General features: G+C 34.4%; 25 protein-coding genes. 14 read left to right on the top strand and 11 right to left on the bottom strand.

The window, feature by feature from the left end:
• Positions 1-804, bottom strand: a complete 804-nt coding sequence (gene proC / locus AC1Q8N_RS27150; protein ID WP_098079928.1) for a pyrroline-5-carboxylate reductase — start codon at positions 802-804, stop codon at positions 1-3.
• A gap of 187 nt (positions 805-991) precedes the next feature.
• Between proC and pnuC the strand changes: the two genes are divergently transcribed.
• Positions 992-1,624 (top strand): nicotinamide riboside transporter PnuC, encoded by a 633-nt coding sequence (gene pnuC / locus AC1Q8N_RS27145; protein ID WP_098079932.1) that lies wholly within the window; start codon positions 992-994, stop codon positions 1,622-1,624.
• Between the two features lie 238 nt (positions 1,625-1,862).
• Here pnuC and AC1Q8N_RS27140 read toward each other — a convergent pair whose 3' ends face one another.
• The 3 genes from AC1Q8N_RS27140 to modA all read right to left on the bottom strand — a co-directional run bounded on the left by AC1Q8N_RS27140 (position 1,863) and on the right by modA (position 4,501).
• On the bottom strand, positions 1,863-2,714 hold the full coding sequence (locus AC1Q8N_RS27140) for a GRP family sugar transporter (protein ID WP_000353549.1): 852 nt from the start codon (positions 2,712-2,714) through the stop codon (positions 1,863-1,865).
• Between the two features lie 300 nt (positions 2,715-3,014).
• Positions 3,015-3,689: a molybdate ABC transporter permease subunit gene (gene modB, locus AC1Q8N_RS27135; protein ID WP_493521491.1), complete on the bottom strand. Its 675-nt coding sequence runs from the start codon at positions 3,687-3,689 to the stop codon at positions 3,015-3,017.
• A 5-nt stretch (positions 3,690-3,694) separates the two neighbouring features.
• Positions 3,695-4,501 (bottom strand): molybdate ABC transporter substrate-binding protein, encoded by an 807-nt coding sequence (modA, locus tag AC1Q8N_RS27130; protein WP_048542930.1) that lies wholly within the window; start codon positions 4,499-4,501, stop codon positions 3,695-3,697.
• Positions 4,502-4,634: 133 nt separating this feature from the next.
• On the opposite strand from modA, the gene AC1Q8N_RS27125 reads away from it, so the two are divergent.
• The gene (locus AC1Q8N_RS27125) at positions 4,635-5,582 is read left to right on the top strand and encodes a substrate-binding domain-containing protein (RefSeq protein ID WP_088110111.1); all 948 of its coding nucleotides are present in this window, start codon (positions 4,635-4,637) and stop codon (positions 5,580-5,582) included.
• A gap of 65 nt (positions 5,583-5,647) precedes the next feature.
• Here AC1Q8N_RS27125 and AC1Q8N_RS27120 read toward each other — a convergent pair whose 3' ends face one another.
• Positions 5,648-5,749 carry a DUF3948 family protein gene (locus AC1Q8N_RS27120; protein ID WP_001060018.1) on the bottom strand — a complete coding sequence of 34 codons (102 nt, stop codon included), beginning with the start codon at positions 5,747-5,749 and terminating at the stop codon, positions 5,648-5,650.
• 255 nt (positions 5,750-6,004) lie between these two features.
• The gene (locus AC1Q8N_RS27115) at positions 6,005-6,871 is read right to left on the bottom strand and encodes a LysR family transcriptional regulator (RefSeq protein WP_048542928.1); all 867 of its coding nucleotides are present in this window, start codon (positions 6,869-6,871) and stop codon (positions 6,005-6,007) included.
• 127 nt (positions 6,872-6,998) lie between these two features.
• Between AC1Q8N_RS27115 and AC1Q8N_RS27110 the strand changes: the two genes are divergently transcribed.
• Positions 6,999-7,967 carry a DMT family transporter gene (locus AC1Q8N_RS27110; protein WP_142330281.1) on the top strand — a complete coding sequence of 323 codons (969 nt, stop codon included), beginning with the start codon at positions 6,999-7,001 and terminating at the stop codon, positions 7,965-7,967.
• Positions 7,968-7,988: 21 nt separating this feature from the next.
• On the top strand, positions 7,989-8,129 hold the full coding sequence (locus AC1Q8N_RS27105) for a YrzO family protein (RefSeq protein ID WP_000894064.1): 141 nt from the start codon (positions 7,989-7,991) through the stop codon (positions 8,127-8,129).
• Between the two features lie 60 nt (positions 8,130-8,189).
• On the opposite strand, the gene AC1Q8N_RS27100 is transcribed toward AC1Q8N_RS27105, so the two are convergent.
• Positions 8,190-8,282, bottom strand: coding sequence for a DUF3948 family protein (locus AC1Q8N_RS27100; RefSeq protein WP_068967835.1), 93 nt, complete (start codon positions 8,280-8,282; stop codon positions 8,190-8,192).
• Between the two features lie 336 nt (positions 8,283-8,618).
• On the opposite strand from AC1Q8N_RS27100, the gene AC1Q8N_RS27095 reads away from it, so the two are divergent.
• The gene (locus tag AC1Q8N_RS27095) at positions 8,619-9,224 is read left to right on the top strand and encodes a lysophospholipid acyltransferase family protein (RefSeq protein WP_000277788.1); all 606 of its coding nucleotides are present in this window, start codon (positions 8,619-8,621) and stop codon (positions 9,222-9,224) included.
• A gap of 73 nt (positions 9,225-9,297) precedes the next feature.
• Here AC1Q8N_RS27095 and AC1Q8N_RS27090 read toward each other — a convergent pair whose 3' ends face one another.
• Complete coding sequence (locus tag AC1Q8N_RS27090) at positions 9,298-9,393, bottom strand: DUF3948 family protein (protein ID WP_068967834.1); 96 nt, start codon at positions 9,391-9,393, stop codon at positions 9,298-9,300.
• A gap of 305 nt (positions 9,394-9,698) precedes the next feature.
• Between AC1Q8N_RS27090 and AC1Q8N_RS27085 the strand changes: the two genes are divergently transcribed.
• The 6 genes from AC1Q8N_RS27085 (at position 9,699) to AC1Q8N_RS27060 (ending at position 15,712) form a co-directional block, all read left to right on the top strand.
• Complete coding sequence (locus AC1Q8N_RS27085) at positions 9,699-10,676, top strand: LacI family DNA-binding transcriptional regulator (RefSeq protein ID WP_048542922.1); 978 nt, start codon at positions 9,699-9,701, stop codon at positions 10,674-10,676.
• Between the two features lie 146 nt (positions 10,677-10,822).
• Positions 10,823-11,152: a PH domain-containing protein gene (locus AC1Q8N_RS27080; protein WP_048542920.1), complete on the top strand. Its 330-nt coding sequence runs from the start codon at positions 10,823-10,825 to the stop codon at positions 11,150-11,152.
• A gap of 117 nt (positions 11,153-11,269) precedes the next feature.
• Positions 11,270-12,106, top strand: coding sequence for a YitT family protein (locus AC1Q8N_RS27075; RefSeq protein WP_000248044.1), 837 nt, complete (start codon positions 11,270-11,272; stop codon positions 12,104-12,106).
• A gap of 138 nt (positions 12,107-12,244) precedes the next feature.
• Positions 12,245-12,601, top strand: a complete 357-nt coding sequence (locus tag AC1Q8N_RS27070) for a YxeA family protein (protein WP_048563001.1) — start codon at positions 12,245-12,247, stop codon at positions 12,599-12,601.
• A 744-nt stretch (positions 12,602-13,345) separates the two neighbouring features.
• Positions 13,346-14,110, top strand: coding sequence for a TatD family hydrolase (locus tag AC1Q8N_RS27065; protein ID WP_098048790.1), 765 nt, complete (start codon positions 13,346-13,348; stop codon positions 14,108-14,110).
• Between the two features lie 96 nt (positions 14,111-14,206).
• Positions 14,207-15,712, top strand: a complete 1,506-nt coding sequence (locus AC1Q8N_RS27060; RefSeq protein ID WP_098079936.1) for a DL-endopeptidase inhibitor IseA family protein — start codon at positions 14,207-14,209, stop codon at positions 15,710-15,712.
• Positions 15,713-15,745: 33 nt separating this feature from the next.
• Here the strand turns inward: AC1Q8N_RS27060 and AC1Q8N_RS27055 are convergent, their stop codons facing one another.
• Positions 15,746-17,395: a DUF2334 domain-containing protein gene (locus AC1Q8N_RS27055; RefSeq protein ID WP_098079938.1), complete on the bottom strand. Its 1,650-nt coding sequence runs from the start codon at positions 17,393-17,395 to the stop codon at positions 15,746-15,748.
• A 250-nt stretch (positions 17,396-17,645) separates the two neighbouring features.
• Here AC1Q8N_RS27055 and AC1Q8N_RS27050 point away from each other — a divergent pair, with 250 nt between their 5' ends.
• Positions 17,646-18,179 (top strand): transglycosylase SLT domain-containing protein, encoded by a 534-nt coding sequence (locus tag AC1Q8N_RS27050; protein ID WP_048542991.1) that lies wholly within the window; start codon positions 17,646-17,648, stop codon positions 18,177-18,179.
• Positions 18,180-18,190: 11 nt separating this feature from the next.
• Here AC1Q8N_RS27050 and AC1Q8N_RS27045 read toward each other — a convergent pair whose 3' ends face one another.
• The gene (locus AC1Q8N_RS27045) at positions 18,191-18,985 is read right to left on the bottom strand and encodes a DUF4931 domain-containing protein (protein ID WP_048542911.1); all 795 of its coding nucleotides are present in this window, start codon (positions 18,983-18,985) and stop codon (positions 18,191-18,193) included.
• A gap of 134 nt (positions 18,986-19,119) precedes the next feature.
• Entirely contained in the window at positions 19,120-19,248 is a 129-nt protein-coding gene (locus AC1Q8N_RS27040) for a hypothetical protein (RefSeq protein WP_002006681.1), read from the bottom strand.
• A 421-nt stretch (positions 19,249-19,669) separates the two neighbouring features.
• Here AC1Q8N_RS27040 and AC1Q8N_RS27035 point away from each other — a divergent pair, with 421 nt between their 5' ends.
• Positions 19,670-19,804 (top strand): RAxF-45 family protein, encoded by a 135-nt coding sequence (locus tag AC1Q8N_RS27035; RefSeq protein WP_046956655.1) that lies wholly within the window; start codon positions 19,670-19,672, stop codon positions 19,802-19,804.
• A gap of 124 nt (positions 19,805-19,928) precedes the next feature.
• Positions 19,929-21,809 (top strand): ribosomal protection-like ABC-F family protein, encoded by a 1,881-nt coding sequence (abc-f, locus tag AC1Q8N_RS27030; protein WP_098642501.1) that lies wholly within the window; start codon positions 19,929-19,931, stop codon positions 21,807-21,809.
• Positions 21,810-21,835 lie beyond the last annotated feature (26 nt).

Here is a 21,835-nt window from a genome sequence, read left to right as displayed (position 1 = left end):
TTATTTCCCCCTAGCTTTTTTGTTTGTTGCTTCTACTGCTTTTTGAATTGCCTCTGAAAAATTATATTCATATAAAGCTTTGAGACCTTCAGCTGTGGAACCACCTGGTGTTGTTACTTGTTCGCGGAGGTTAGTTGGATCTTGCGTTTGTTCAAGCATAGAAGCAGAGCCAGAAATCATTTGAATGACAAGGTGTTTGGCAGTTGCTTCATCGACTCCATAACTTTTTGTTGCTTCAATCAAGCTTTCAGCAAAGTAATAAAGGAAAGCTGGTGCACTTCCAGTAACTGCAGTAAGTTGATGAACTTCTTCCTCAGTGCAAAGTTGCGAAGTACCAATGCCTCTTAAAAGCAGTTGCAAGGTTTCTTGATGCATCTCGTTTACTGATTGTCCTGTTGTATATAAGGAGATTGACTTCCCAATTTCAGCAGCTGTATTTGGCATAATCCAAGCAACAGGCGTGTCCTTAGGGAGTCTAGCTTCTAAATAAGATGGACCAATGCCAGCAGCTACCGTTACGACAAGTTGATTCGATAGTAACGGAGATAGCTCCGCTAATAATTCTTCATGTGCAGAAGGCGGCATTGCTAAAACAATCGTATCAACAGATGTAACATGCTGCTTCCAATCTGTTGTGATAGACACATTATATTGTCCTTGTAATTGTTCTAGCTTTTCTACGTTGCTGCGGTTAGAAACGATAATTTTTTCGATGTATTCTTTGCTTGTTTTAAGTAATCCGGAAAATATAGCTTCTGCCATACGACCAGCACCAATAAATAGAATTCGATGTTTAGTTAGCATATCCTTTATTCCTTTCTAGTGGAGATATGTTATAAAAAACGATACCATCTTTAAGAGAATTTTGTAAAAAGAAAAGACTTACCGTAGATGGAATGGATAACGAGAAGGAGGAAATTCATGGTAAAGGAAAGCGTTGTTCCTTATACTGGTGATAGGGAATTTATTATACATCTGGGGAGAGATGATCATGGTCAGAAGTCCGCTTTTTTTATTCATTTCCAGTATTATTTGCGTATTGGTTGGATTTTATATTCAATCGAGTTATATTGAAATTTTCGCATCGGTTATGGGGATTATTAATGTTTGGTTATTAGCGAGGGAAAAGGTATCTAACTTTTTGTTTGGCATGATTACGGTTGCGGTATTTCTGTATATTTTCATTACGCAAGGTTTATATGCAATGGCAGTATTGGCAGCCTTTCAATTTATATTTAATGTATATGGTTGGTATTATTGGATAGCATGTAGTGGGGGAGAAGAGGTAAAAGCAACAGTTCGTTTAGGTGTAAAAGGGTGGACTATTTATATAATCTTTATGTTAGTTACTTGGATTGGTTGGGGCTATTATCAAATCCGTTATCTAGAATCAACTAGTCCATATTTAGATGCTTTAAATGCTGTACTAGGATTAGTAGCTCAATTTATGCTAAGTCGAAAAATTTTAGAAAACTGGTATTTATGGATTTTGTATAACGTGGTTAGCATTGTGATTTATATTTCCACAGGTTTATACGTCATGCTAATATTAGCTGTTATTAATCTCTTTATATGTGTAGCTGGTTTACTAGAGTGGAAGAACAACTATAAAGTGAAACTTTAATCAGTGGGGGTTTTCTTCATCCCCCACTGATTATTAGCCTTCACCAATCGGACTTTTATGGGTAGTTGATCCTCCACCTAAATTCTTTGCTTTCGCTGAATTTTGAGGTGGGGGTCTTACTGCCCGTTAAAGCGGGATAAAAGACAGGGACATGTAAATAATTATATTTAGAAAACAATTGAAAGAGAAAAACCCCTGAAGCACATATGCTTCAGGGGTTTATTAATAGATTATAAGTTTATGCTTTTGTCATACCTAACAATACAGCGCCGCCGATAATTAAAACACTACCTAGTGCAATAAAGATCAATTGACGTTTTGTTTTCTTTTCACCTAAAAAGACAATCGCACCGAATGTTGAGATAACGATTCCAGTTTGAGATAATGGGAAGCTTGTTGCCACTCCGACACGTGGTAATGAAAGAAGTAAGAATAAGTTTCCAGTTCCCCATAGTAAACCAGATAAAGCATTACGGATTGCATATTTGTTAAATGGTTTATGTTTAGATGTCAATACAACCGCACCAACAAACATACCAACTGCTTGTGGTAAAATAGCAGACCAACCATCGATATTATACCAACGAATAATAATTACATATACAAGGTAACCGAAAGTAGAAACAATTAAAGTAAGAAGTCCTTTTTTCAATTGACCTGGTGGCTGTGCATTTTCTTTGTCATCTAGTGATGTGAATACAACACCAACTACGATTAATAGGATTGCAATCGTTCCCAGAACAATCGTTGTTGTAGTAGTCCACTCACGGAAAGCGATAACCCCAAAGATAGAAGTTGCAACAAGTTGCATACCAGTAGAAATTGTTACAGTAGTTGAAACACCTAGTTTTTCAACTGTTTTTAATTGGTTTACTTGTCCTAAAGCCCAGAATAAACCTGAAATAAAACCAACAATCAAGACTGTCATTGTTAAAGCTGGTTGAGTAAATACATACATAATTGTTGCGAAGAATAGAGCACCGATTGTCATACCTACCGTTTGGCTATATGCACCACCGCCCATTTTTACGCTTACTAATAAGATGTTTCCCCATGCAATTGCAGGAAGAAGCGCTAATAAAATGTCCATTACAAGACTCCCTTCGGTTTTCTATACCAATATAATTACATATCGTTCTAACGATCGGTAATGCCCCACTACTAGAGTAGAAGATTACCGATCGCTAAAACAGGATGAAGAATTCACGATATAAATGCGTTTTCATTTCTTCATTTTTTGAAACACCTCCATATAATAACAGGAAATTGCCTATTTTAGAAAGTGAATTCAAATAAAATGTATATTTTAATAAAAGGTAAAATTCAGTTATTTCCCGATGGTAAATTTTTATTTCCTAAGAAATAAAGAAGCAGCTTCGAAAAAGCTGCTTTAAGGGTTAGTAATTCTTTTGTTAATAAGCTGAATACATAGTAGAAATAGGAGTGACATACTAATAGTGATAACTACAAGTGTCCAGGCGAGCTGCATATTACTTGCATCAATCGCCATATAAATTGCAGTTGGGATTGTTTGTGTTTTACCAGGAATGTTCCCAGCAAACATGAGTGTAGCACCAAACTCACCGAGCGCACGAACAAAGCTCAAAATCATTCCGCTTAGTAAGGCGGGAAATGCCAGCGGAAGTGTGACGTGTAGAAAAACTTGATATTCACTTGCACCAAGGTCACGAGCACTTTCTTCAATTTGTACATTCGCAATAGAAAATCCTGTTTTTGCTGATTGGTACATGAGCGGAAATGCAACAACTGTAGAAGCGATGATTGCAGCAGTAGATGTGAACATAATGGACTGCTGCAATATTGATTCTATCCACATTCCAATGGGACTATTATTTCCAAAAATGATAATGAGAAAAAAGCCGATTACAGTTGGCGGAAGTACCATTGGTAATAAGAAAATAGTTTCTAATAGTACTTTATATCTCCATGAGGAGCGTGCTAACGCCCGTCCGATAATCGTCCCTAAAATTGTAACGATAATGGTGGCGCATGCAGCTACTCGTATAGATAGAAAGATTGGTGAAAAAATAGCATCAAAGCTCATGGCAATTATAATAGGACTGTAAATCCATATTTTTTAAAGATAGATTGTGCATCTTTTGACTGCAAATACTCATAAAATGAAGTCGCCTCTTTCTTGTGCTTAGATTCTTTTATAACACCTAAAGGATAGTGAATTGGCTCATGCGAAGTAGCTGCTGCTGTCTCACCAATCTTTACTTTGTTTGAAATAAGAGCATCTGTTTTGTATACAATACCAGCATCGACATTACCTGTTTCTACATATGTTAACACTTGGCGAACATCTTTTGTAAATACGATTTTATTTTGAATGTCATTCCAAAGATTTTCATGCGTGAGAGAAGCCTTTGCATATTTTCCTGCGGGTACAGATTCAGGTGTACCAAGTGCGATTTTCTTAATTTTTTCATCTTTTAAATCTTGAATTTTCGTAAGAGAACTATCTTTTGGGACAACTAGAACAAGTTCATTTCCAAGAAGATTTTTCCCTTCTTTTTCATTAATGAATCCTTTTTTTACAAGAGTTTGGAATTTATCTTCGGCTGCTGAGAAGAATAAATCAGCAGGTGCGCCTTGTTCAATTTGTTGTTGAAGTGCACCAGAAGCACCGAAGTTAAAAGAAAGTTTAATATTAGGTTCTTTTTCTTTATATTTTGTTTCAATTTCTTTTAGTGCATCTTGTAAGCTTGCAGCAGCTGATATAGTAAGTTCAACTGCTTTTCCTTCTTTAGCAGTTGATTTCTCTTTCTTTTCGCCGCTTGTACATGCAGCACTAAATATAAGAAGAAAAGAAAGTATAAGTGCTCCGATGGATCGTAATGTAAATTTGTTCATAAAAAAATCCCCTTTCGTTTTGACATATTTAATTATAACTAATTATAAATAGATATAACTAGTTATAATTGAATATAATTTGAACGATGTAGTTGTTTTTAAATATAGGAGAAATATTCTTTTCTTTGTTACAATGAAGGAAGAAAGTGAGGAATCGTCTATGGATCATCATTCCTACACAACGGAAGAAGTAGCGAAGCGATTAAAGGTATCAAAATTAACTGTATACGATCTAATTAAAAAAGGAGAACTTCCTTCTTATAGAATTGGTAGACAGATGCGCATTGATGCAACAGATTTAGAACAATATATAAAGCAAATGAAAACAGGGAAAATACAAGGCACTCCTGTAAAGAGCGAAGATAGTAGAGGCTTGGATACATGTATTATTAGCGGACAAGAACTAACGTTAGATATGTTGGCAAAGCGTATAGAAAACCGCCTGCCAAGTTCAAATATATTAAGGGCATATCAAGGTAGTTTAACGAGTTTAATAAAAATGTATCAAGGAGAAGGAAGTATCGTTAGTCTGCATTTGTTTGATGGTGAAACGGGTACATATAATGTTCCTTACGTAAAACGTATTTTAGTTGGACAACCATGTACGATGATTAATTTATTAGCAAGAAACGTTGGATTTTATGTGCAAAATGGAAATCCGAAAAATATAAAAACATGGGCTGATTTATCTCAGTCATCTACACGATTTGTAAATCGAGAAAAAGGTTCTGGTATTAGGGTGTTAGTCGATGAACAATTGCGCATCCAAAAGTTAAATAAAGAACGTATTAGTGGATATGAATGGGAAGAATCAAACCATCTTGGTGTTGCCACGCAAGTTGCGAATGGAAAAGCTGATGTGGGAGTAGGATCAGAAAAGTTTTCGCAAATTGTAAATGTAGATTTTATTCCAATCATGAAAGAACAGTACGATTTGGTGATTTTGAAGAATAAAGAAAATGAAGAGCTGATTGAAGTCGTGAAAGGCATTCTGCAATCGGAAGAATTTCATAATGAATTAAAAGCAATTGGCGGATACGATATGACGAAAACAGGTCAAATTATATATGAAATAAACTAAAAAGCTGCTTGTCTATAAGACGAGCAGCTTTTTCTATATATAAAGGGGTTTGGGGAAACAAAGTATTAAACAAGACCTTGAGCAAGTGTGTAAATGAAAGCTGTAAGAAGAGTAGCTCCACTTGCAAGTCCGATAAAGTCTGATTTGTTGAAAGTAATGTTGTTCATTATAATCTCTCCTTATTTGTTTAATGTAGTTGCAACAGCTTTTGCATCGACAAGTGCGGATAGCACCATGCCCATTGTATTTAAAAATTTGTTTGATTTCATTTTGTTCATCATGCGTATCCGCTCCTTTTCGATTTGTTGTTGCCCTGCTTTATATCTTAATTATAGGAAATATGATTGCCTGCAACTATCGAATTAGCTTACGGAAGACTTACACTTTTGTAAGAAAAAAAGACATTCATGTAAGAATGTCTTTCACAGCATATTGATATGATGATGCTCTTCAATTGTTTTTAAAAAGCTACGCATTGAATTCGTCATATAACTATCTTTACGGCGTATGAAAACCGTTGAAATACTACCATATTTTTCAGGGATTGCATGACAATGTACCTTACCAGCTTTAGAAAGATGGTGGACAGCAGACTGTGGTACGAGTGTAATTCCAAGGCCGAGTGCAACACTGTTTAATATCGTTTCTAATATATTAAATTCCATAATTCTTTTTGGGAGCAAACCTTCATCTTTAAGCCATCGTTCTAGTTTGGAACGGTATCCACATCCTTGGTTAAAAACGAGTAGGGGCGTTGTTGTAAATTCTTCTATATGAAAAGCTTTATTTTGTGTTACAAGCATTAATTTTTCTGTACTAACATCGTATTGTTCAATTAGTGGGTGTTTAATAGGACCTGATATAAAGGCACCATCTAATTGATGATCAAGTACTTCTCTAATCAATGCTTCTGTTAGACCCGCTTGTAATGATAAATCGACATTCGGATAGCGTTTATAGTAAGAAGATAAAATGGTAGGTAATGTACTTACTGTTTCGACTGTACCGATTTTTAATATGCCAGAGGGAGTTTCACTATCTAAAAATACTTGTTTTAGCTCGTCAACATCTTGCAAAATTTTATTAACATAAACGAGCATTTTTCTTCCTTCAGCTGTTAAAGTCATGCCTCGTTTATGACGATAAAAGAGCGGTGTTTTTAGTTCGTTCTCTAGTTGTTTAATACGTGCAGTTACATTTGATTGTACGTAATTTAATTCCTTTGCTGCGCCGCTTACACTACCTTTGTCGGCAACGTTCTGGAAGATTTGTAAATCTCTTAATTCCATAATGTGATCCTCCTTGATGTTAACTATCATTATAAATGATAGTTAACATCATTTTGAATCATTTTACGTGATATATTTTTTCTTTTACAATTCTCTTTGTGCAAATAGAAAGAAGTGGGGGATTGTGGTGAAAAAAGGTCAAATGATAATAGGGGCTTTAGCATGTTTAATGGCAAGTATGTCGTGGGGAGCGATGTTTCCGGTTGCTGATCATGCGCTAGAATACATAGATCCATTTTATTTTTCGCTTATTCGCTATGGAGCAGTGGCGATCGTACTGATTGTATTATTGTTAATGAAAGAAGGAAAACAGGCATTTCGTTTAGAGGGAAGAGGAAAGTTACTCGTCTTTTTCGGAACGATGGCGTTTACTGTATATAATGTACTTATATTTTTAGGTCAAATGTTAATGGGGAAATCAGGTGTGATGGTAGCCTCCATTATGGAAGCACTGATGCCGATGATTTCTATTTGTATTCTATGGGGATATAAGCATGTAAAACCGAAAAAGTATATGATAACGAGCATGATTATCGCTTTTGTAGGGGCTGTATTCGTTATTACGAAAGGTGATATGAGTTTCTTTTTAACATTGAAAGATAACATGTTTTCGCTGGCCTTTATATTTGTTGGGGTTGTAGGTTGGGTTATTTATACGATGGGTGGTCAAACGTGTAGCGATTGGTCAACATTACGTTATTCTACGTTGACGTGTGTATTCGGTACGACTGTCACAGGGATTATAACTGTAATCATTACATCGTTTGGATACGTATCGGTTCCGAGTATGGGAACGATTTCTATCGTGAAATATGATTTATTGTTTATGATGACATTACCAGGTATCGTAGCGTTACTTGCTTGGAATTACGGTGTGAAAATTTTATCGTCCATTAATGGGATTTTATTTATTAATTTTGTACCAATCACGACTTTAGTTATTATGATGATGCAAGGATATCGAATAACAATGTTTGATATTATAGGGACTTTACTTGTTATTGCAGCACTTATTCGCAATAACGTTTGTCAGAGAAAAGAAGAAAATATAAACAAGCGAAGTTTACAAGAAGAGCAATTACGTCAAGCTGTTTAATAGGCAATTGGAGGATTTCACATGTTAGAAAGTTTATTGTTTTTCTTCGCCGTCGGAGTTGCCTGCGAGCTTGCAGCAATTAACCGAAATGGTCGTAAAAAGATAAAACAACAAGCTGAGCTGATACAGCTTTTAAAAGAATTGAAAGAAAGAAAAATGTAAAAAGACGACCGGGCATAGACGGTCGTCTTTTTCTATATAAAGGGGAAAGGGGACACAAAGTTATACAAGCGTAGCAGCGTAAATAAAAGCAGTAAGAAGAGAGCCACTAGCTAATCCTAAAAAATCTAATTTGTTAAAAGTGATGTTATTCATGATGCATTCTCCTTACTTGTTTAATGTAGAAGCAACAGATTTTGCATCGATTAGAGCGGAAAATGCCATGCCCACTGTATCTAAAAAATTGTTTGATTTCATTTTGTTCATCATATGAATCCGCTCCTTTTCGAATAGTTGTTGTTTCTTTCTGACTTAATTGTATGAAATATTTGGGGAAGTAACTATCGAATTAGCTTACAAGAAAGTTACACTTTTGTAAGAATTGAAATGTAACAATTAATACTTAAAATTATTACCAACTCCTAAAACTTAGTGTTATAATCGTTATAAGAAAATGATTATAATTCGGATATTCAGAAAGGAACGAAACAAATGTATAAACCAATTACATTTTTGTTGAAATATATATTTAAAACAGCTGGGAAAGTAGAAGTGCAAGGAAGAGAAAAGTTACCAGAAGGTGGCCCATATGTTGTTGCATGTACACATACAAGTTTTATGGATGTATTAATGTTAGCTACAGGGATGTACCCGACCCAAATTCATTACATGGCAAAAAAAGAGTTATTTGAAGGGAAGTTCAAAAATTGGTTCTTTAAAAATGTGAATGCATTCCCTGTAGATCGTGCGAATCCAGGACCGAGTACACTCAAAATTCCGTCACGCCTATTAAAAGAAGGGAAAGTAGTAGGGATTTTTCCGAGTGGGACACGATCAACAGAAGACGTTTCATTAAAAGCTGGGGCTGTTACGATTGCATTGCGTTCTAATGTCCCGTTAGTACCGGCAGCTTATGTTGGTCCATCAAGTGTAAAAGAATTAATAAAAGGGAAAAAGGCACAATTAATTTTTGGCGACCCAATTCAAATTGATGCTGAAGAACAAATAGATCGAAAGACAGCTATGAAAATGATGACAGATCAATTAAATGAGAAGTTTGATGAGCTAAAGGAAACTTTGCAATCAAATCAAAAGTAAGAAAAGACGACCGGGCATAGACGGTCGTCTTTTCTATTACTATTTATAATAAAGGGGAAAGGGGACACAAAAGTTATACAAGCGTAGCGGCGTAAATAAAAGCAGTAAGAAGAAGAGAGCCACTAGCTAGTCCTAAAAAATCTAATTTGTTAAAAGTGATGTTTTTCATCATACATTCTCCTTACTTGTTTAATGTAGAAGCAACAGCTTTAGCATCGATTAGAGCGGAAAATACCATGTCCATTGTATTTAAAAAATTGTTTGATTTCATTTTGTTCATCATATGAATCCGCTCCATTTCGAATAGTTGTTGTCCTGTTTCTGACTTAATTGTATGAAATATTGAGGATAGTAACTATCGAATTAGCTTACAGGAAAATTACACTTTTGTAAGAAAAACGAATGAAGGTGTAATGATGAGAAAGTTTGACATATGTTCGTGGAATTCATTAAGTTAAAAGTAGAGGTGAGTGTATGGCCAATATTAAAGATATTGCAAAGATGGCGGGAGTTTCAGTTACGACTGTTTCGAGAGTATTGAATGATCATCCATATGTAAGTGAAGAAAAAAGGAAAGCGGTTATGGAGATAGTTGAGAAGTTGAATTACTCACAAAACGCAAATGCTGTTCATTTATCAAAAGGGAAAACGAATATTGTTGGTGTTATTTTACCGTATATTAATCATCCATGTTTTGATGCGATGGTGGGCGGGATGATGGAGGTGGCGTTAGCTCATAATTACAGAGTGCTACTTTGCCAAACGAATTATAATAAAAAAGAAGAAATGAAAAGTTTACATATGTTAAAAACAAAACAATTGGATGGCCTTATTATTTGTTCTCGTGCGAATGATTGGGAAACGATAGAGCCGTATGCTTCCTATGGGACAATCGTTGCTTGTGAAGATAATGATATTTCAAATATCTCAAGTGTATATACGAATCATTCGGCAGCTTTTCAATTAGGAATGGATTATTTGATTGAGAAAAGTTATAAAAAAATTGGTTATTGTACGGGAAGGAAATTAGGTCCGAGTAGTCAAAAACGTTTTGATGTTTATAAACAGCAATTGCAAGCTATAGATGAAGAAGTGAATGAAGAATGGATTTTTACAGAATGTTTTACATTAGAAGATGGTGTGAAAGTGGCTCATAAATTAAAGGGGATGCAGCATCTTCCCGAAGCATTAATAGTAGCAGGAGATGAAGTTGCGATTGGGGTCATGACAGAAGCTGAAAAATTAGGTATTCAAGTTCCTGAGGATTTAGCGATTATTGGCTTTGATAATCAACCTATTTCGCAAGTGTTACAGCTTACAACCATTGATCAAAATTTAAAGGAGATAGGTAAAAAGGCTTTTGAAATGTTTTATAGGCAAATAAGTGGTGAGAGTTCTAAACAAGAAAAGGTGGAAATTCCATACGAACTTGTGGAACGCTCTACTGTTTAGTTTTAATCCGTTATGTGTAAATTGCATAACGGATTATTTTTTGAAATATCTTTGACAGGAAACGCGTTTCATACTTTATAAAGGAGTTACACCGGTCTGTAATAATCCATGGATTCTTTTCAAGAATAGTATTTGGAGGGATATGCATGAATGAACTTTTATTGAGTATGAAAAAGCATATAGAGGATGATGAAAAGATTTTGGCTTTTGTCGTAGGGATATTTGAGAAGGATAATTTTACGCTATCGTATCAACAAGGGATTTTTGCTGCTACTACTAGACGTCTTCTCTTTTATGGGAAATTTCCATACTATCCTGCAACATTTAAAGATTATTCATATTTGCATATAGATAGCATAGATTTTCGTCCGCATTTCGAATGTACTTGTAATCATGAAACCATTCGAGCTAAGTATATTCAGAAGGGGAATGTGGAGCAATTTGTCCGTACAGTTAGAGCGAATATGAATAATTAATCACCCCTTTGTTTAAACATAATATCCCGATCTGTAAGAGTAAAAATGCGCAATAAAAACAACTTCTAAACCTCTAGGAGATAGTGATACAATGTCAAATGGGGGGAGGTATGAACTATGGTTAATCAACGTATAAAGGAAATAACACTAATTACAATTGGTTCATTATTATTCGCAATTGGTATTAATTACTTTGCAATTCCAAACCGTTTATCAGAGGGTGGAATTATTGGTTTAACGGTTGTTACGTACTATTTATTTGATTGGTCACCGGGGATTGTAAACTTTGCTATAAATGCAATTTTACTAGCTATTGGTTATAAATTTTTTGATAAGAAAACGATGGTTTATACAATTTTAGGGATTGTAGAAACATCCTTGTTTTTATATGTTACGGAACATATTGAGTATCATGTAAATAGTGATACGTTATTAGCAGCTCTATTCGCTGGCTTATTTGTCGGTGTCGGATTAGGCTGTATGTTCAAAGCTGGAGGTACATCAGGAGGATCGGCAATTTTAGCTCGGTTAGCCAATCAATATTTAGGATGGAGCGTTGGTAAAGGCGTACTTATTATTGATATTGTAGTAATTGCTGGTTCTGTATTTATAATAGGGCAAGAAAAAGCAATGTACACACTTGTTGCAGTATTCATCGGAGCGAAAGTGATTGATTTCATTGTAGAAGGAATGGATACAAAAACAGCTGTTACAATCATTTCAAATCAACCGGATTTAATCCGTGAAACTATTACGAAAAACATGACACGCGGTGTTACTGTATTAGAAGGACGCGGCGGATATACTGGTAAAAATAAAGAAGTATTATATGTTGTTATAAATAAACAAGAGCTTGTTAAGTTAAAGCAGGTTATTAGTCGAGTAGATGAAGATGCTTTCGTTGTTATTCATGATGTACGCGATGTACTTGGAGGTGGCTTTAAAGCGAGCTAAAAGGTGAACGAGTAAATTCGTTCACCTTTTTTAATTCTTACAATAATGTAAGTGTAATGTAATGAGATTCAATAGTAGATTTTATTCCTTCTTTTTAAAATAGATGTATATATATCCTGCAGAGGAGGAAGATTGATTATGAAGAAAAAAATGATCACTACTATAATAGCGATGATAGTGATAGTAGTAATGTTACTGCCTACGAAACTTGGACCAGTTATCGATAAATATAATCCACTTTATAAGACGAAAGAATATTATACGGTCGTGAATACAATTGGTCAGCATATTGGTGATGAGTGGTATGAATATGAATTTATTGCATTTGACGAACGTGGAAGAGAACAAAAAATAAAGAAGACTGTTAAGCATATGTTAAAGAGAGATGAAGCGTTAAAGGTGTATGCAAAAGGACGCTACGGAGAGGCGATTGAAGAAATTGAAGCTGTAAATATTCCTATTAATGCGAAGAGTAAACTTTTAACGATGAGATAGCAGATTATACCCCCACCTATTTTTTGTCGAAAATAAAAATACTAGGTAGGGGTATTTTAGGGTTCATGAAAGAGCCTTAGTCCATATGGACTAAGGCTCTTTTTGTTATATAAAGGGGAAGGGGGTACATTGTAGTAGCATGAGTGAAAGGTATAAGAAGAGTAGCTACTAGCAATGTAATTTGGTTATGTGAGTGTTCTTCTTATTTGGCTTGCTTTCTAACTTTATTGTACGAGATATAGGTAAGAGAAACTATCGAATTACATTACACATAGCTTACAAACATGTAAGTCTTCTGTAATGTAATTCGATGGTTAAAAGATAGTGAATTTCATATAGTGTAATTAGAAAGTCTCACTGTATTACTTTCTGTTTGTAATATTAATGAAGAATGAAAAACCAACTACTTTTTAATAGCCCTCATCTGTATTTAGATGAGGCTCTTTTTATAAACCTTACAACATTGTAAGGTTTACGTAAGTTAATTCGATAGTAAATTTGTCATATTTTTTGCATAATAGATACAAATAGATAAAATAATTAGGGATATAGTAAGAAGGGAGAAAACTGGGATGCGTAAAGAAGAAGTAGTGAAGTTTCCAATTAAAGATTTCTGTAGCTACTTTACTGTTGCCGTAGTATGTATTGGATTATTTGATATCATAACAAACTTAATTGTTAAATAATATAGATGATAAAACAAGAAGGGAGATCCTTTCTTGTTTTTTTTATGGGGGCATAAAGATGAAATGGATTGATAGTCATATACATGTTGACCAATATAAGGATGAAGAAAAAAGTAGATTACTTAAAGATGTGGAACATAGTAAAGAGATACAGGGGCTTATCGCGGTATCTATGAATTATCAATCATGTAAAGAAACTTTATCTTTAGCAAAGCGATATCCTTTTGTACATCCAGCAATAGGTTTTCATCCGGAGCAACCGATTCATAAAGAAGAATGTGAGCAAATTTATAAATTAATTGAAGAGCATGTAGAAGACATAGTTGCGATTGGTGAAGTAGGCTTACCGTATTATTTAAGAAAAGAAGATGAGCGTATTACTATCAAATCATATATATCAGTGTTACAACGATTTGTTGAACTAGCTAGTAAATATGATTTACCGATTATATTGCATGCAGTGTATGAAGATGCTGATATTGTATGTGATTTACTAGAGAAATATAAAGTTTCACGTGCACACTTTCATTGGTTTAAAGGAAGTGAAACAACAATGAAACGGATGATGAGGAACGGTTATTATATTTCTATCACACCAGATGTTTTACATAAGGACAAAATTAGAAAAATTGTTTCGTATTATCCACTTGAATATATGATGGTAGAAACAGATGGACCGTGGGAATTTCACGAGGATGTTATGACGCATCCGAGAATGATTCGAGAGGTATTAAAGGAAATTAGTGTTATAAAAAACGTATCTGTTAATAAGGTTGCGAAAACGATATATGAAAATACGATTCAATTTTATTTGAAAGGATAGGAGCGTTACTCTTATCCTTTTTATTATGGATATTTTTTCTAAAATTTTCTATAATTTATGATGTGTTTAATTTGATGAAGAAAGTAGGGGAAGAAAATGGGGAGAGCATATAAAAAAATGGCTATTACAATGATGGTCGGTGCACTTTCACTTGTAGTGTTTGGGTGTGAGGCAGAAAAAAAGGTTATAAACCCAAACACAACACAGGAAAAGAAGGAAGAACAAATTGATCCAGTAGTTGAAAAACAGATGAAAGAAAATGAGGAAAATGGGAATACGGTTGGAAACAGTTCTAATAAAGGGAAGATGGCAGAGAGTGATGGATGGGTTTACTATGCAGTAAATGGTAATAAAAATACAGGAGGCATTTATCGTACGAAAGATCAATTTCAGACTTCGGAACGTGTAGTGGAAGGTGTAAATGCTTCTTACATAAATATAAAAAACAAAGCTTTATATTTTATTCATACGGATGAAGATAAGAATGCGGGATTATCTTCTTTAATGAAGTATGATATAGCTAACAAAAAGCTAGACACTTTAAAAGCGGATACAAATTATGTTTATATAAAAGACCAAACTTTATTTTATCCGAAAAAATATTCTGAGCATGGTGGTTTTGATATTGTAGGGATAGTAAAAATGGATTTGAAAACGGGGCAGGAAGAAGAAGCGGCATTTAAAAACTCAGGTTGGTCTCAAACGATAGACGATAGTATTTTACATTGGAATAAAAATCGTGGAACACAAGTGACAAAAGATAATAAAACTTGGTCAAAAGAAAATTATGCAACAATATCTAGTGCTACTTATAATAATGAAAAATTATATGCTGTTGTCGACTTTTCGTTACCTTTTGAAACAAATGAAGCTGAGCATGGCATATATGAAATAGACATTCAACAAAATAATGAAAAGCTATTAGTAAAGGATGCCTTGCAGATGAATGTGAAAGGGGATACCTTTTATTATTTAAAAGAGGATGGAGTATATAAGAAGAAAATGAATGGCGGAAATGAAAAAGTAATTTATAATAAAGCGGTTGAACCAACTAAATCCTATTTATATTTTGTAGCAGGAGATATGTATCTTTATACGGATAATGGAACTATTTTAAATCTAGATACAAAGAAATCAAATGAAGTAAAAGATAAGAAGCTAGTAGATGAGGTTATGTTACAGAAAGTATGGAATGCACAAAAGGAACTTACTAATATTCAAATGGCTGCACTAACAGGAAACCCAAAACGAGTAGGGGATTTTTCGTACGGGGAATTAGTGAATCCTGCTTATAATACAAAGGACACTTTAGAGGCCACGCTATCTACGTACTTCTCAAAACCATTTATAGCAGAGTATATGAAGAGTAAGTATATTAAAGAGTTAAATGGAAAAATGCACTATGCTGTTGGAGATCCAGGATCAAAAGCAGCAACTAAATTTACAAAAATTATTTCTGCCGAGTTAAAGGATGGAAAAATAAAAGCGCAGGTAGAAACGTATAATGACTATGATAATGTAACAGAAAAAGTAGAAGTTGAATTTATTTATGAAAATAATCAATGGGTTATTAATAATATGCCGCGTTTTGGTTTAAGTTAAAAAAACCACCAAGCATTTTGCTTGGTGGTTTTTTTAGGATTCTAATTTTTTCGCACGTCTTAATAACAATAGAAAGACAATGATGAAGAAACCAAGTATAAGGAAGAATCCATATTGTTTTATATAATCCATTACATAGCTTGCGCTTGTTGGTTTTTCAACGTGAATGCCGTCTTTATTAGTAGTAATATGAATATCTTGCATTTTCACTTCATTTGCTTCTTTTTGTAAATCAATCCATTCTATATTTGGAATGCTTTCTAGATCCTTTAATACTTCTTTTAATGGTTTTACACCTAAGTAAGGATGATAGAATGCACCAATAACTCCATCGGATAATTTAGCAATAGATACAGCACGTTCCTTCATCTTTGCAATAGCATGTGGCTTATCTTCTTCAATAAAGCCAACTGTTTCAGGCATTAATTTCATCCCGTGTAAAAATGATGGGGTACTTGTATAGAATGGTGAGTGCATGGATTTCCAAGTTGTATCACTTAACTGTAGTTGTCCTACATAAGTTGAAAAGTACCTTGATAATATTTCATATCCTTTTTGAGACATCGTGTAATGAGGTGCTTCAAATGCGACAGGATATAGTTTGGCATCTACAAGTTCTTGAATACCTTTTTCAATATGATCGGTCGTATACTTTTCTTCAAACTCTTCCCCTTTTTTTACATATGCATTATATGCTTCGATATTAGGGAAGTCATCTTTTGTTTTTGGTTTTTCATGCTTCGGTTGACGAATTGGTTGATCTGTTTTTACGTCCCAAAATTCAAAACCTTCCCCAGTTTCACTATCATAAAATTGATGCGTATAACCATGCATAATAATTGCTGCACCATCATCTTGCATAGAGCGTAAAAGATCGACTAGTTCGGGTTTATCTTTTAAATGCAGTGTTTTACCTGTATCAGGATCTTTATATACAGGAATAACAGTGATCATGTAAGGAATCTTTTTCTCTTTTAGTAATTCAGCAATTTCTTTTAATTGATTTATATCTGCGGCCGGATGAACGTCCTCAAGACGCAAATAAGCCTCTACTTTATTTGTCGTTGGCTTTTGTCCAAAGTAAGAAAATAACATTTCACCAACGTAATGAGACATCCAGTCAAAGAGGTGTGGCGTTGCGACGTAATAAGATGTTTCATGCTGAACGATTAGTGGGTTCTTGCTATTTGAACTTACAGCGTTAGCAAGAACAGTTCCATTTGTATCAAAAGATTGAATCAATCGTTCCTCTTCTAAAGTGTTTTTAAGCTTATGGCTTGGATATTCGATTTTATTAACTCGTATATCATCAGCCTTTAGGGTAATGAAAGAAAAGCGATGAGATAATTGTTCAACATTTTGTCCTAAAACTAATATTGGGCCTGAGAAATTTTCTAGAAGTTGCTTTGTTTCAATAGGAAACTCTTCTTTTTGTTCACCGATATAAACAATATGTGTATAAGAAGATGAATTAGTAATTTCATTAGCCTTTTTTAAACTTTTCGTAGTTATATCGTTTGTAAAATGTCCTAATTGGGTATTAAGAATTTGAATATTATTTGTAATTTTATCGTCTTGTGTACTGTATAAAACAAGTACTTTTGGTTTTGATGATGTTTGTGCAGAGGTGTGGATAGGGATAAGTAGTAAAATGCTGAACAAGAGTATGATGCATTTTTTCATTTGGTCTGCTCCTATTCTATATGTAGAGTTCAATTTACAATTATATACAAAAAATACGTTGTAGTCTATGAAAGTTACATTTTTGCACGTATTTACCAGCTGTTTTTTCACAAAATCGGTCTAAAGCATGATGATAATATATATAGTTATTTGCTATGATAAAAGGGTAAGAGAATGATAGAATGTGGGTAATTGTAAAGGGAGGAAGGCTGAAAGGGGACAAATTTCAGCGGAGAAAGAGGTAGTGGTAGTGAAGAAATTCTTTGTAGGATTTTTAGTTGTTCTTGGGGTGTACTTATATTTCCAAGGAAAGTCTGAAGGAATGGGCAAGTTAGTGAATGAGACAAGCTATGTTGACTCAGAAGAAGCAAAACAAATGAAACAAATTATTATAGAGGAAGCAAAGAAAGTCAATCTTCCAGAATGGATACCTCTTACAATTGCTGAACATGAAAGCCGGTTAAATCCAAGAAGTATTGGAGATAACGGAACTTCATTCGGACTGTTTCAATTGCACCGTGGCGGTGGGCTTGCACCAGATCATTTAACTGATGAAGAGTTGAAAGATCCGCGCACAAATGCGCAAATTGCAATGCCGCATTTAATGAAAGGATATAAGCGCGGGGTGCAAAAAGGTTTGACTGATTTTGCATTACTAAAATATGTAGCAAATACATCTGGATGGCCAGGAAATTTAGGGCCAGAGTGGACGGATAATAACATGAAGTATAACATCGGATTAGAAGATGTGTACTATCGAAATAAAGGTGTAATCAAAGAGTAGGTTTTCTATACCTACTCTGTTTTTTTATGAATAATTGCATCTTTTTCGCTCGTGAAGTACTGCGCGAGTTGTATTTTCACGTCTTTTAGTTTTGTAGAAACTTGCGGTATTTTATATCCTACATATAATGGTGAAACGACGAATCTAGGAACAACTTTACAAATGATTTTTCCGTTTAAGTAATAGAAGAATAAGTTATAACTACTACATCCTTTATGGAAATCTGTCAGTATGTAACGTACAGTTTGCTGAATATAATTTGCCAGTTCATCTATGTATCCAATATCTGCAATGATGATATTAAATTCAGTAAAACCGATAATAGGACGATCTGAAATATTGAGTTCAATGCGTTCGTTTTTTTGTACAATGACTCCTCGGAAGTTGTCCTGTTCTACGTTACCGAGATAGTCTACATATTTCATTCCGATAATCTGCATGTGTGCATGATGCAAACTCCCGCCTGAGAATGGACCGTGATTTTTGTATAAAATCACAGATGTGAATTCTTCATTCTTCTGTAAGTCTAACCAATGTTTAATGGAGAAACGAATTAGCGATCTCATATGTTCTTCTGTATATGTCGCAATGTGGTCTTTACAATTATCGGTTTCGATTAGCACCGTTTGAAATGTATCTTTTAATGTAGGGAATTTGTTTTTCAGCCAAATAATTGAGCCCTCAGTTGCTAAAATATCCGTTAAATTTTCTCTGTCACAAAAAGGACATGCAGCGCTTCTATTCCGAATGCTTTCTGGTTTTTGTTTGCCAATATCGTTTAAAAAGTATAGTTGTTGTGTATCCATTTGTATATATGCCCCTTTAAAATATGTGTAAAAATCCCGCTTAATACATTCGGGAAAAGGAGAAGGAAATCCTTTAAAAGGAATAGGAAAAATAAAAGACAAGATATCCTCATTACAATAGGGTACCTTGTCTTTTATTTTTTCTTTAATAATGTGTATGGATAATATAAATCATTTTTATTATGTTTCTTTTTTCTATTTTTTATTGTGTATAAGGCAATTGCTGTACTTGCGATTACAATAATGGCTTTCTTCATATTCATTTACCCCTTTTTTATTGTTGGTTTAATTCTTGGCTAACTGCTTTTGCATCAACTAGAGCATGTAAAATCATTTTTACCATGTTCATCATATTCCTTCACTCCTTTTTATAGTTCATTTAGTTCTTTTACAACTGCTTGTCCGTTCACTAATACCTCAAAGATTGCTTTTACGATTTCTTTCATCATGATCGTTTCCTCCTTTTGTTTGGCTCTCTTGTTTACATCTTTATTGTATAGGGAGGCATCTTTTCGTACTATCGCTTTCCATTACGTGAACATAACAGTTTTGTAAGATTTGATGTCACTTATTGAAATGTTTAGTCTATCTTCATTATTTTCAGAAAAATGACTATTCAAACATGAAATGGGAAAGTATAATAAAGAAGTAAGTATTAAATTCCGTACGAAAGAGGTGAATGAGATGAAACGTTCTTTAGCTGCACGTGCCAAATTTTTAGATTATATCTATTTTTGTCGTGCGATTTTTCATGATGTAGTTGTTAACGGGATACGTCTGTCCTTTTTTAACAATTGCATAGTAGCTATTGAACGATAGAAATCTCTTCACCCATTTTTAATAAACGTGTGAAAAGGGAGCTATTTGGCTTCCTTTTTCTATGTCGAAAACCATGGGGAATGTTTCTTTCCCATGGTTTTTTATATTGAAAGGAGTACGGAAAATGACAATTTGTAGTGTAAATAATGTAACGAAATCTTTTGGTGGAAACATCATATTTGAAAATATATCGCTTGAAATAAAGAATGGTGAACGTGTTGGATTAGTTGGTCGTAACGGTAGTGGGAAGACAACAATCTTTCAGCTTCTAACTGGAATGGAAAGTTTGGATGCAGGAGCCATTCATATGAAGAAAGGTACACGTATTGGTCATGTGGCACAAATTCCGAAATTTGATGAGGGTATGACTGTATATGATGTATTGAGTTCCGCTTTTAAAACAGAAAAGGAATTAGAAAGAGAAATGCGTGCTTTAGAAAAAAATATGGCGGAAGAACGGGAACCATCTGCTTTACAAAAATTAATGGAGAGATACGGAGTAATCCAAGAAAAGTTTGCGTTTCTTGGTGGTTATGAAATAGAAGCGAACTTGATGAAGGTAGCAAATGGTCTACAGGTGACAGAATTATTCCCTCGACCATTTCTGGAGTTAAGTGGTGGGGAACAAACAAAAGTAAGCCTTGCATACATGCTATTGCAGAAACCAGATTTACTTCTATTAGATGAACCAACCAATCATTTAGACTTATTTGCCGTAGAGTGGCTAGAGCAATTTTTAAAAGAATACAATGGAACGGTTATGGTCATTTCACATGATCGCTATTTCCTTGATGAAGTTGTAACGAAGATTTTTGATTTAGAAGATGGAGAGATTCACGTGTATCATACGAACTATTCTCAGTTTGTTGACGAAAAGGAAGAACGGTTACTTCAGGAGTTTCAGGCTTATCAAGAACAGCAAAAGAAAATAAAGAAAATGAAAGAAGCAATTAAGCGACTACGTGAATGGGCAAATCAGGCGAATCCTCCGAATGAAGGATTGCATAAGAGAGCGAGAAGTATGGAACGTGCACTGGAACGTATAGAGAAACTAAAGAAACCTATTTTAGAACGAAAACAAATGGGACTTCAGTTTGAAGGCCAAGAGAGAAGTGGGAAAGATGTTGTTGTAATGAAAGAAGTGAGTAAAGGGTTTGCTGGCCATCCTTTATTTAACGAAGCGAATTTACATGTTCGTTTTCAAGAGCGTGCGGCGATCGTTGGCCGTAATGGTACAGGAAAGACAACGCTACTAAAGTTATTATTAGAAGAAATAAAACCAGACGCTGGAGAAATTCGAATTGGTAGTAGTGTGAAAATCGGTTATTTATCACAGCATGCGTACGGAAATATGAAGAGTAATGTATTAGAGGCTTTCAGGGAATATGTAGCTGTAACAGAGGGAGAAGCGAGACATATATTAGCTAAGTTTTTATTTTATGGTCCAGCGGTGTTTAAGAAAGTAACGCAACTGAGCGGTGGAGAAAAAATGAGATTAAGACTTGCGCAACTTATGTATCAAGATATCAATTTTTTGATTTTAGATGAGCCGACAAACCATCTCGACATTGAATCAAGGGAAGTTTTAGAGGAAGCTCTTGAGCAATATAATGGGACGATTTTAGCTGTTTCACATGATCGTTATTTTTTAAATAAGTTATTTGAAAAGACGTATTGGATTGATGAGCATAAATTATTTGAGTTTGCAGGGAACTACGCATGGGCTCGTCAAAAGTGGGAAGAAAAGCTCGAGAAACAAGTAATAAAGCAGCAACGCCAAGGAAGAAAAAGTATAGAAACAGCTCCTGTAAAAAAGAAAGAAGTTAGGAATATTGAGGATATTGAAACGGAGTTAATGCATGTAGAAGAAGATATATATATGCTTGAGTGTAAGATGGAACATGTAGTTGATGTTGAAATGCTTGAACAATTGTATGAAGAAAAAACGAAGAAAGAGTTGTTACGAGCGGATTTATATAATGAGTTAGAGAATATTGTGGAGTAAAGAAATTAGAATGAAAGAGCAAGTTG

The organism is Bacillus sp. GW823-FHT06B01 (genome assembly GCF_058952315.1).
This window is presented reverse-complemented; position numbering and strand designations above follow the sequence as displayed.

Coding starts and splice junctions, on each gene's coding strand:
- proC (WP_098079928.1), bottom strand. CDS start 804: ATGCTAACTAAACATCGAATTCTATTTATTGGTGCTGGTCGTATGGCA.
- pnuC (WP_098079932.1), top strand. CDS start 992: ATGGTCAGAAGTCCGCTTTTTTTATTCATTTCCAGTATTATTTGCGTA.
- AC1Q8N_RS27140 (WP_000353549.1), bottom strand. CDS start 2,714: ATGGACATTTTATTAGCGCTTCTTCCTGCAATTGCATGGGGAAACATC.
- modB (WP_493521491.1), bottom strand. CDS start 3,689: ATGAGCTTTGATGCTATTTTTTCACCAATCTTTCTATCTATACGAGTA.
- modA (WP_048542930.1), bottom strand. CDS start 4,501: ATGAACAAATTTACATTACGATCCATCGGAGCACTTATACTTTCTTTT.
- AC1Q8N_RS27125 (WP_088110111.1), top strand. CDS start 4,635: ATGAAGGAAGAAAGTGAGGAATCGTCTATGGATCATCATTCCTACACA.
- AC1Q8N_RS27120 (WP_001060018.1), bottom strand. CDS start 5,749: ATGAACAACATTACTTTCAACAAATCAGACTTTATCGGACTTGCAAGT.
- AC1Q8N_RS27115 (WP_048542928.1), bottom strand. CDS start 6,871: ATGGAATTAAGAGATTTACAAATCTTCCAGAACGTTGCCGACAAAGGT.
- AC1Q8N_RS27105 (WP_000894064.1), top strand. CDS start 7,989: ATGTTAGAAAGTTTATTGTTTTTCTTCGCCGTCGGAGTTGCCTGCGAG.
- AC1Q8N_RS27100 (WP_068967835.1), bottom strand. CDS start 8,282: ATGAATAACATCACTTTTAACAAATTAGATTTTTTAGGATTAGCTAGT.
- AC1Q8N_RS27095 (WP_000277788.1), top strand. CDS start 8,619: ATGTATAAACCAATTACATTTTTGTTGAAATATATATTTAAAACAGCT.
- AC1Q8N_RS27090 (WP_068967834.1), bottom strand. CDS start 9,393: ATGAAAAACATCACTTTTAACAAATTAGATTTTTTAGGACTAGCTAGT.
- AC1Q8N_RS27085 (WP_048542922.1), top strand. CDS start 9,699: ATGGCCAATATTAAAGATATTGCAAAGATGGCGGGAGTTTCAGTTACG.
- AC1Q8N_RS27080 (WP_048542920.1), top strand. CDS start 10,823: ATGAATGAACTTTTATTGAGTATGAAAAAGCATATAGAGGATGATGAA.
- AC1Q8N_RS27075 (WP_000248044.1), top strand. CDS start 11,270: ATGGTTAATCAACGTATAAAGGAAATAACACTAATTACAATTGGTTCA.
- AC1Q8N_RS27070 (WP_048563001.1), top strand. CDS start 12,245: ATGAAGAAAAAAATGATCACTACTATAATAGCGATGATAGTGATAGTA.
- AC1Q8N_RS27065 (WP_098048790.1), top strand. CDS start 13,346: ATGAAATGGATTGATAGTCATATACATGTTGACCAATATAAGGATGAA.
- AC1Q8N_RS27060 (WP_098079936.1), top strand. CDS start 14,207: ATGGGGAGAGCATATAAAAAAATGGCTATTACAATGATGGTCGGTGCA.
- AC1Q8N_RS27055 (WP_098079938.1), bottom strand. CDS start 17,395: ATGAAAAAATGCATCATACTCTTGTTCAGCATTTTACTACTTATCCCT.
- AC1Q8N_RS27045 (WP_048542911.1), bottom strand. CDS start 18,985: ATGGATACACAACAACTATACTTTTTAAACGATATTGGCAAACAAAAA.
- AC1Q8N_RS27040 (WP_002006681.1), bottom strand. CDS start 19,248: ATGAATATGAAGAAAGCCATTATTGTAATCGCAAGTACAGCAATTGCC.
- AC1Q8N_RS27035 (WP_046956655.1), top strand. CDS start 19,670: ATGAAACGTTCTTTAGCTGCACGTGCCAAATTTTTAGATTATATCTAT.
- abc-f (WP_098642501.1), top strand. CDS start 19,929: ATGACAATTTGTAGTGTAAATAATGTAACGAAATCTTTTGGTGGAAAC.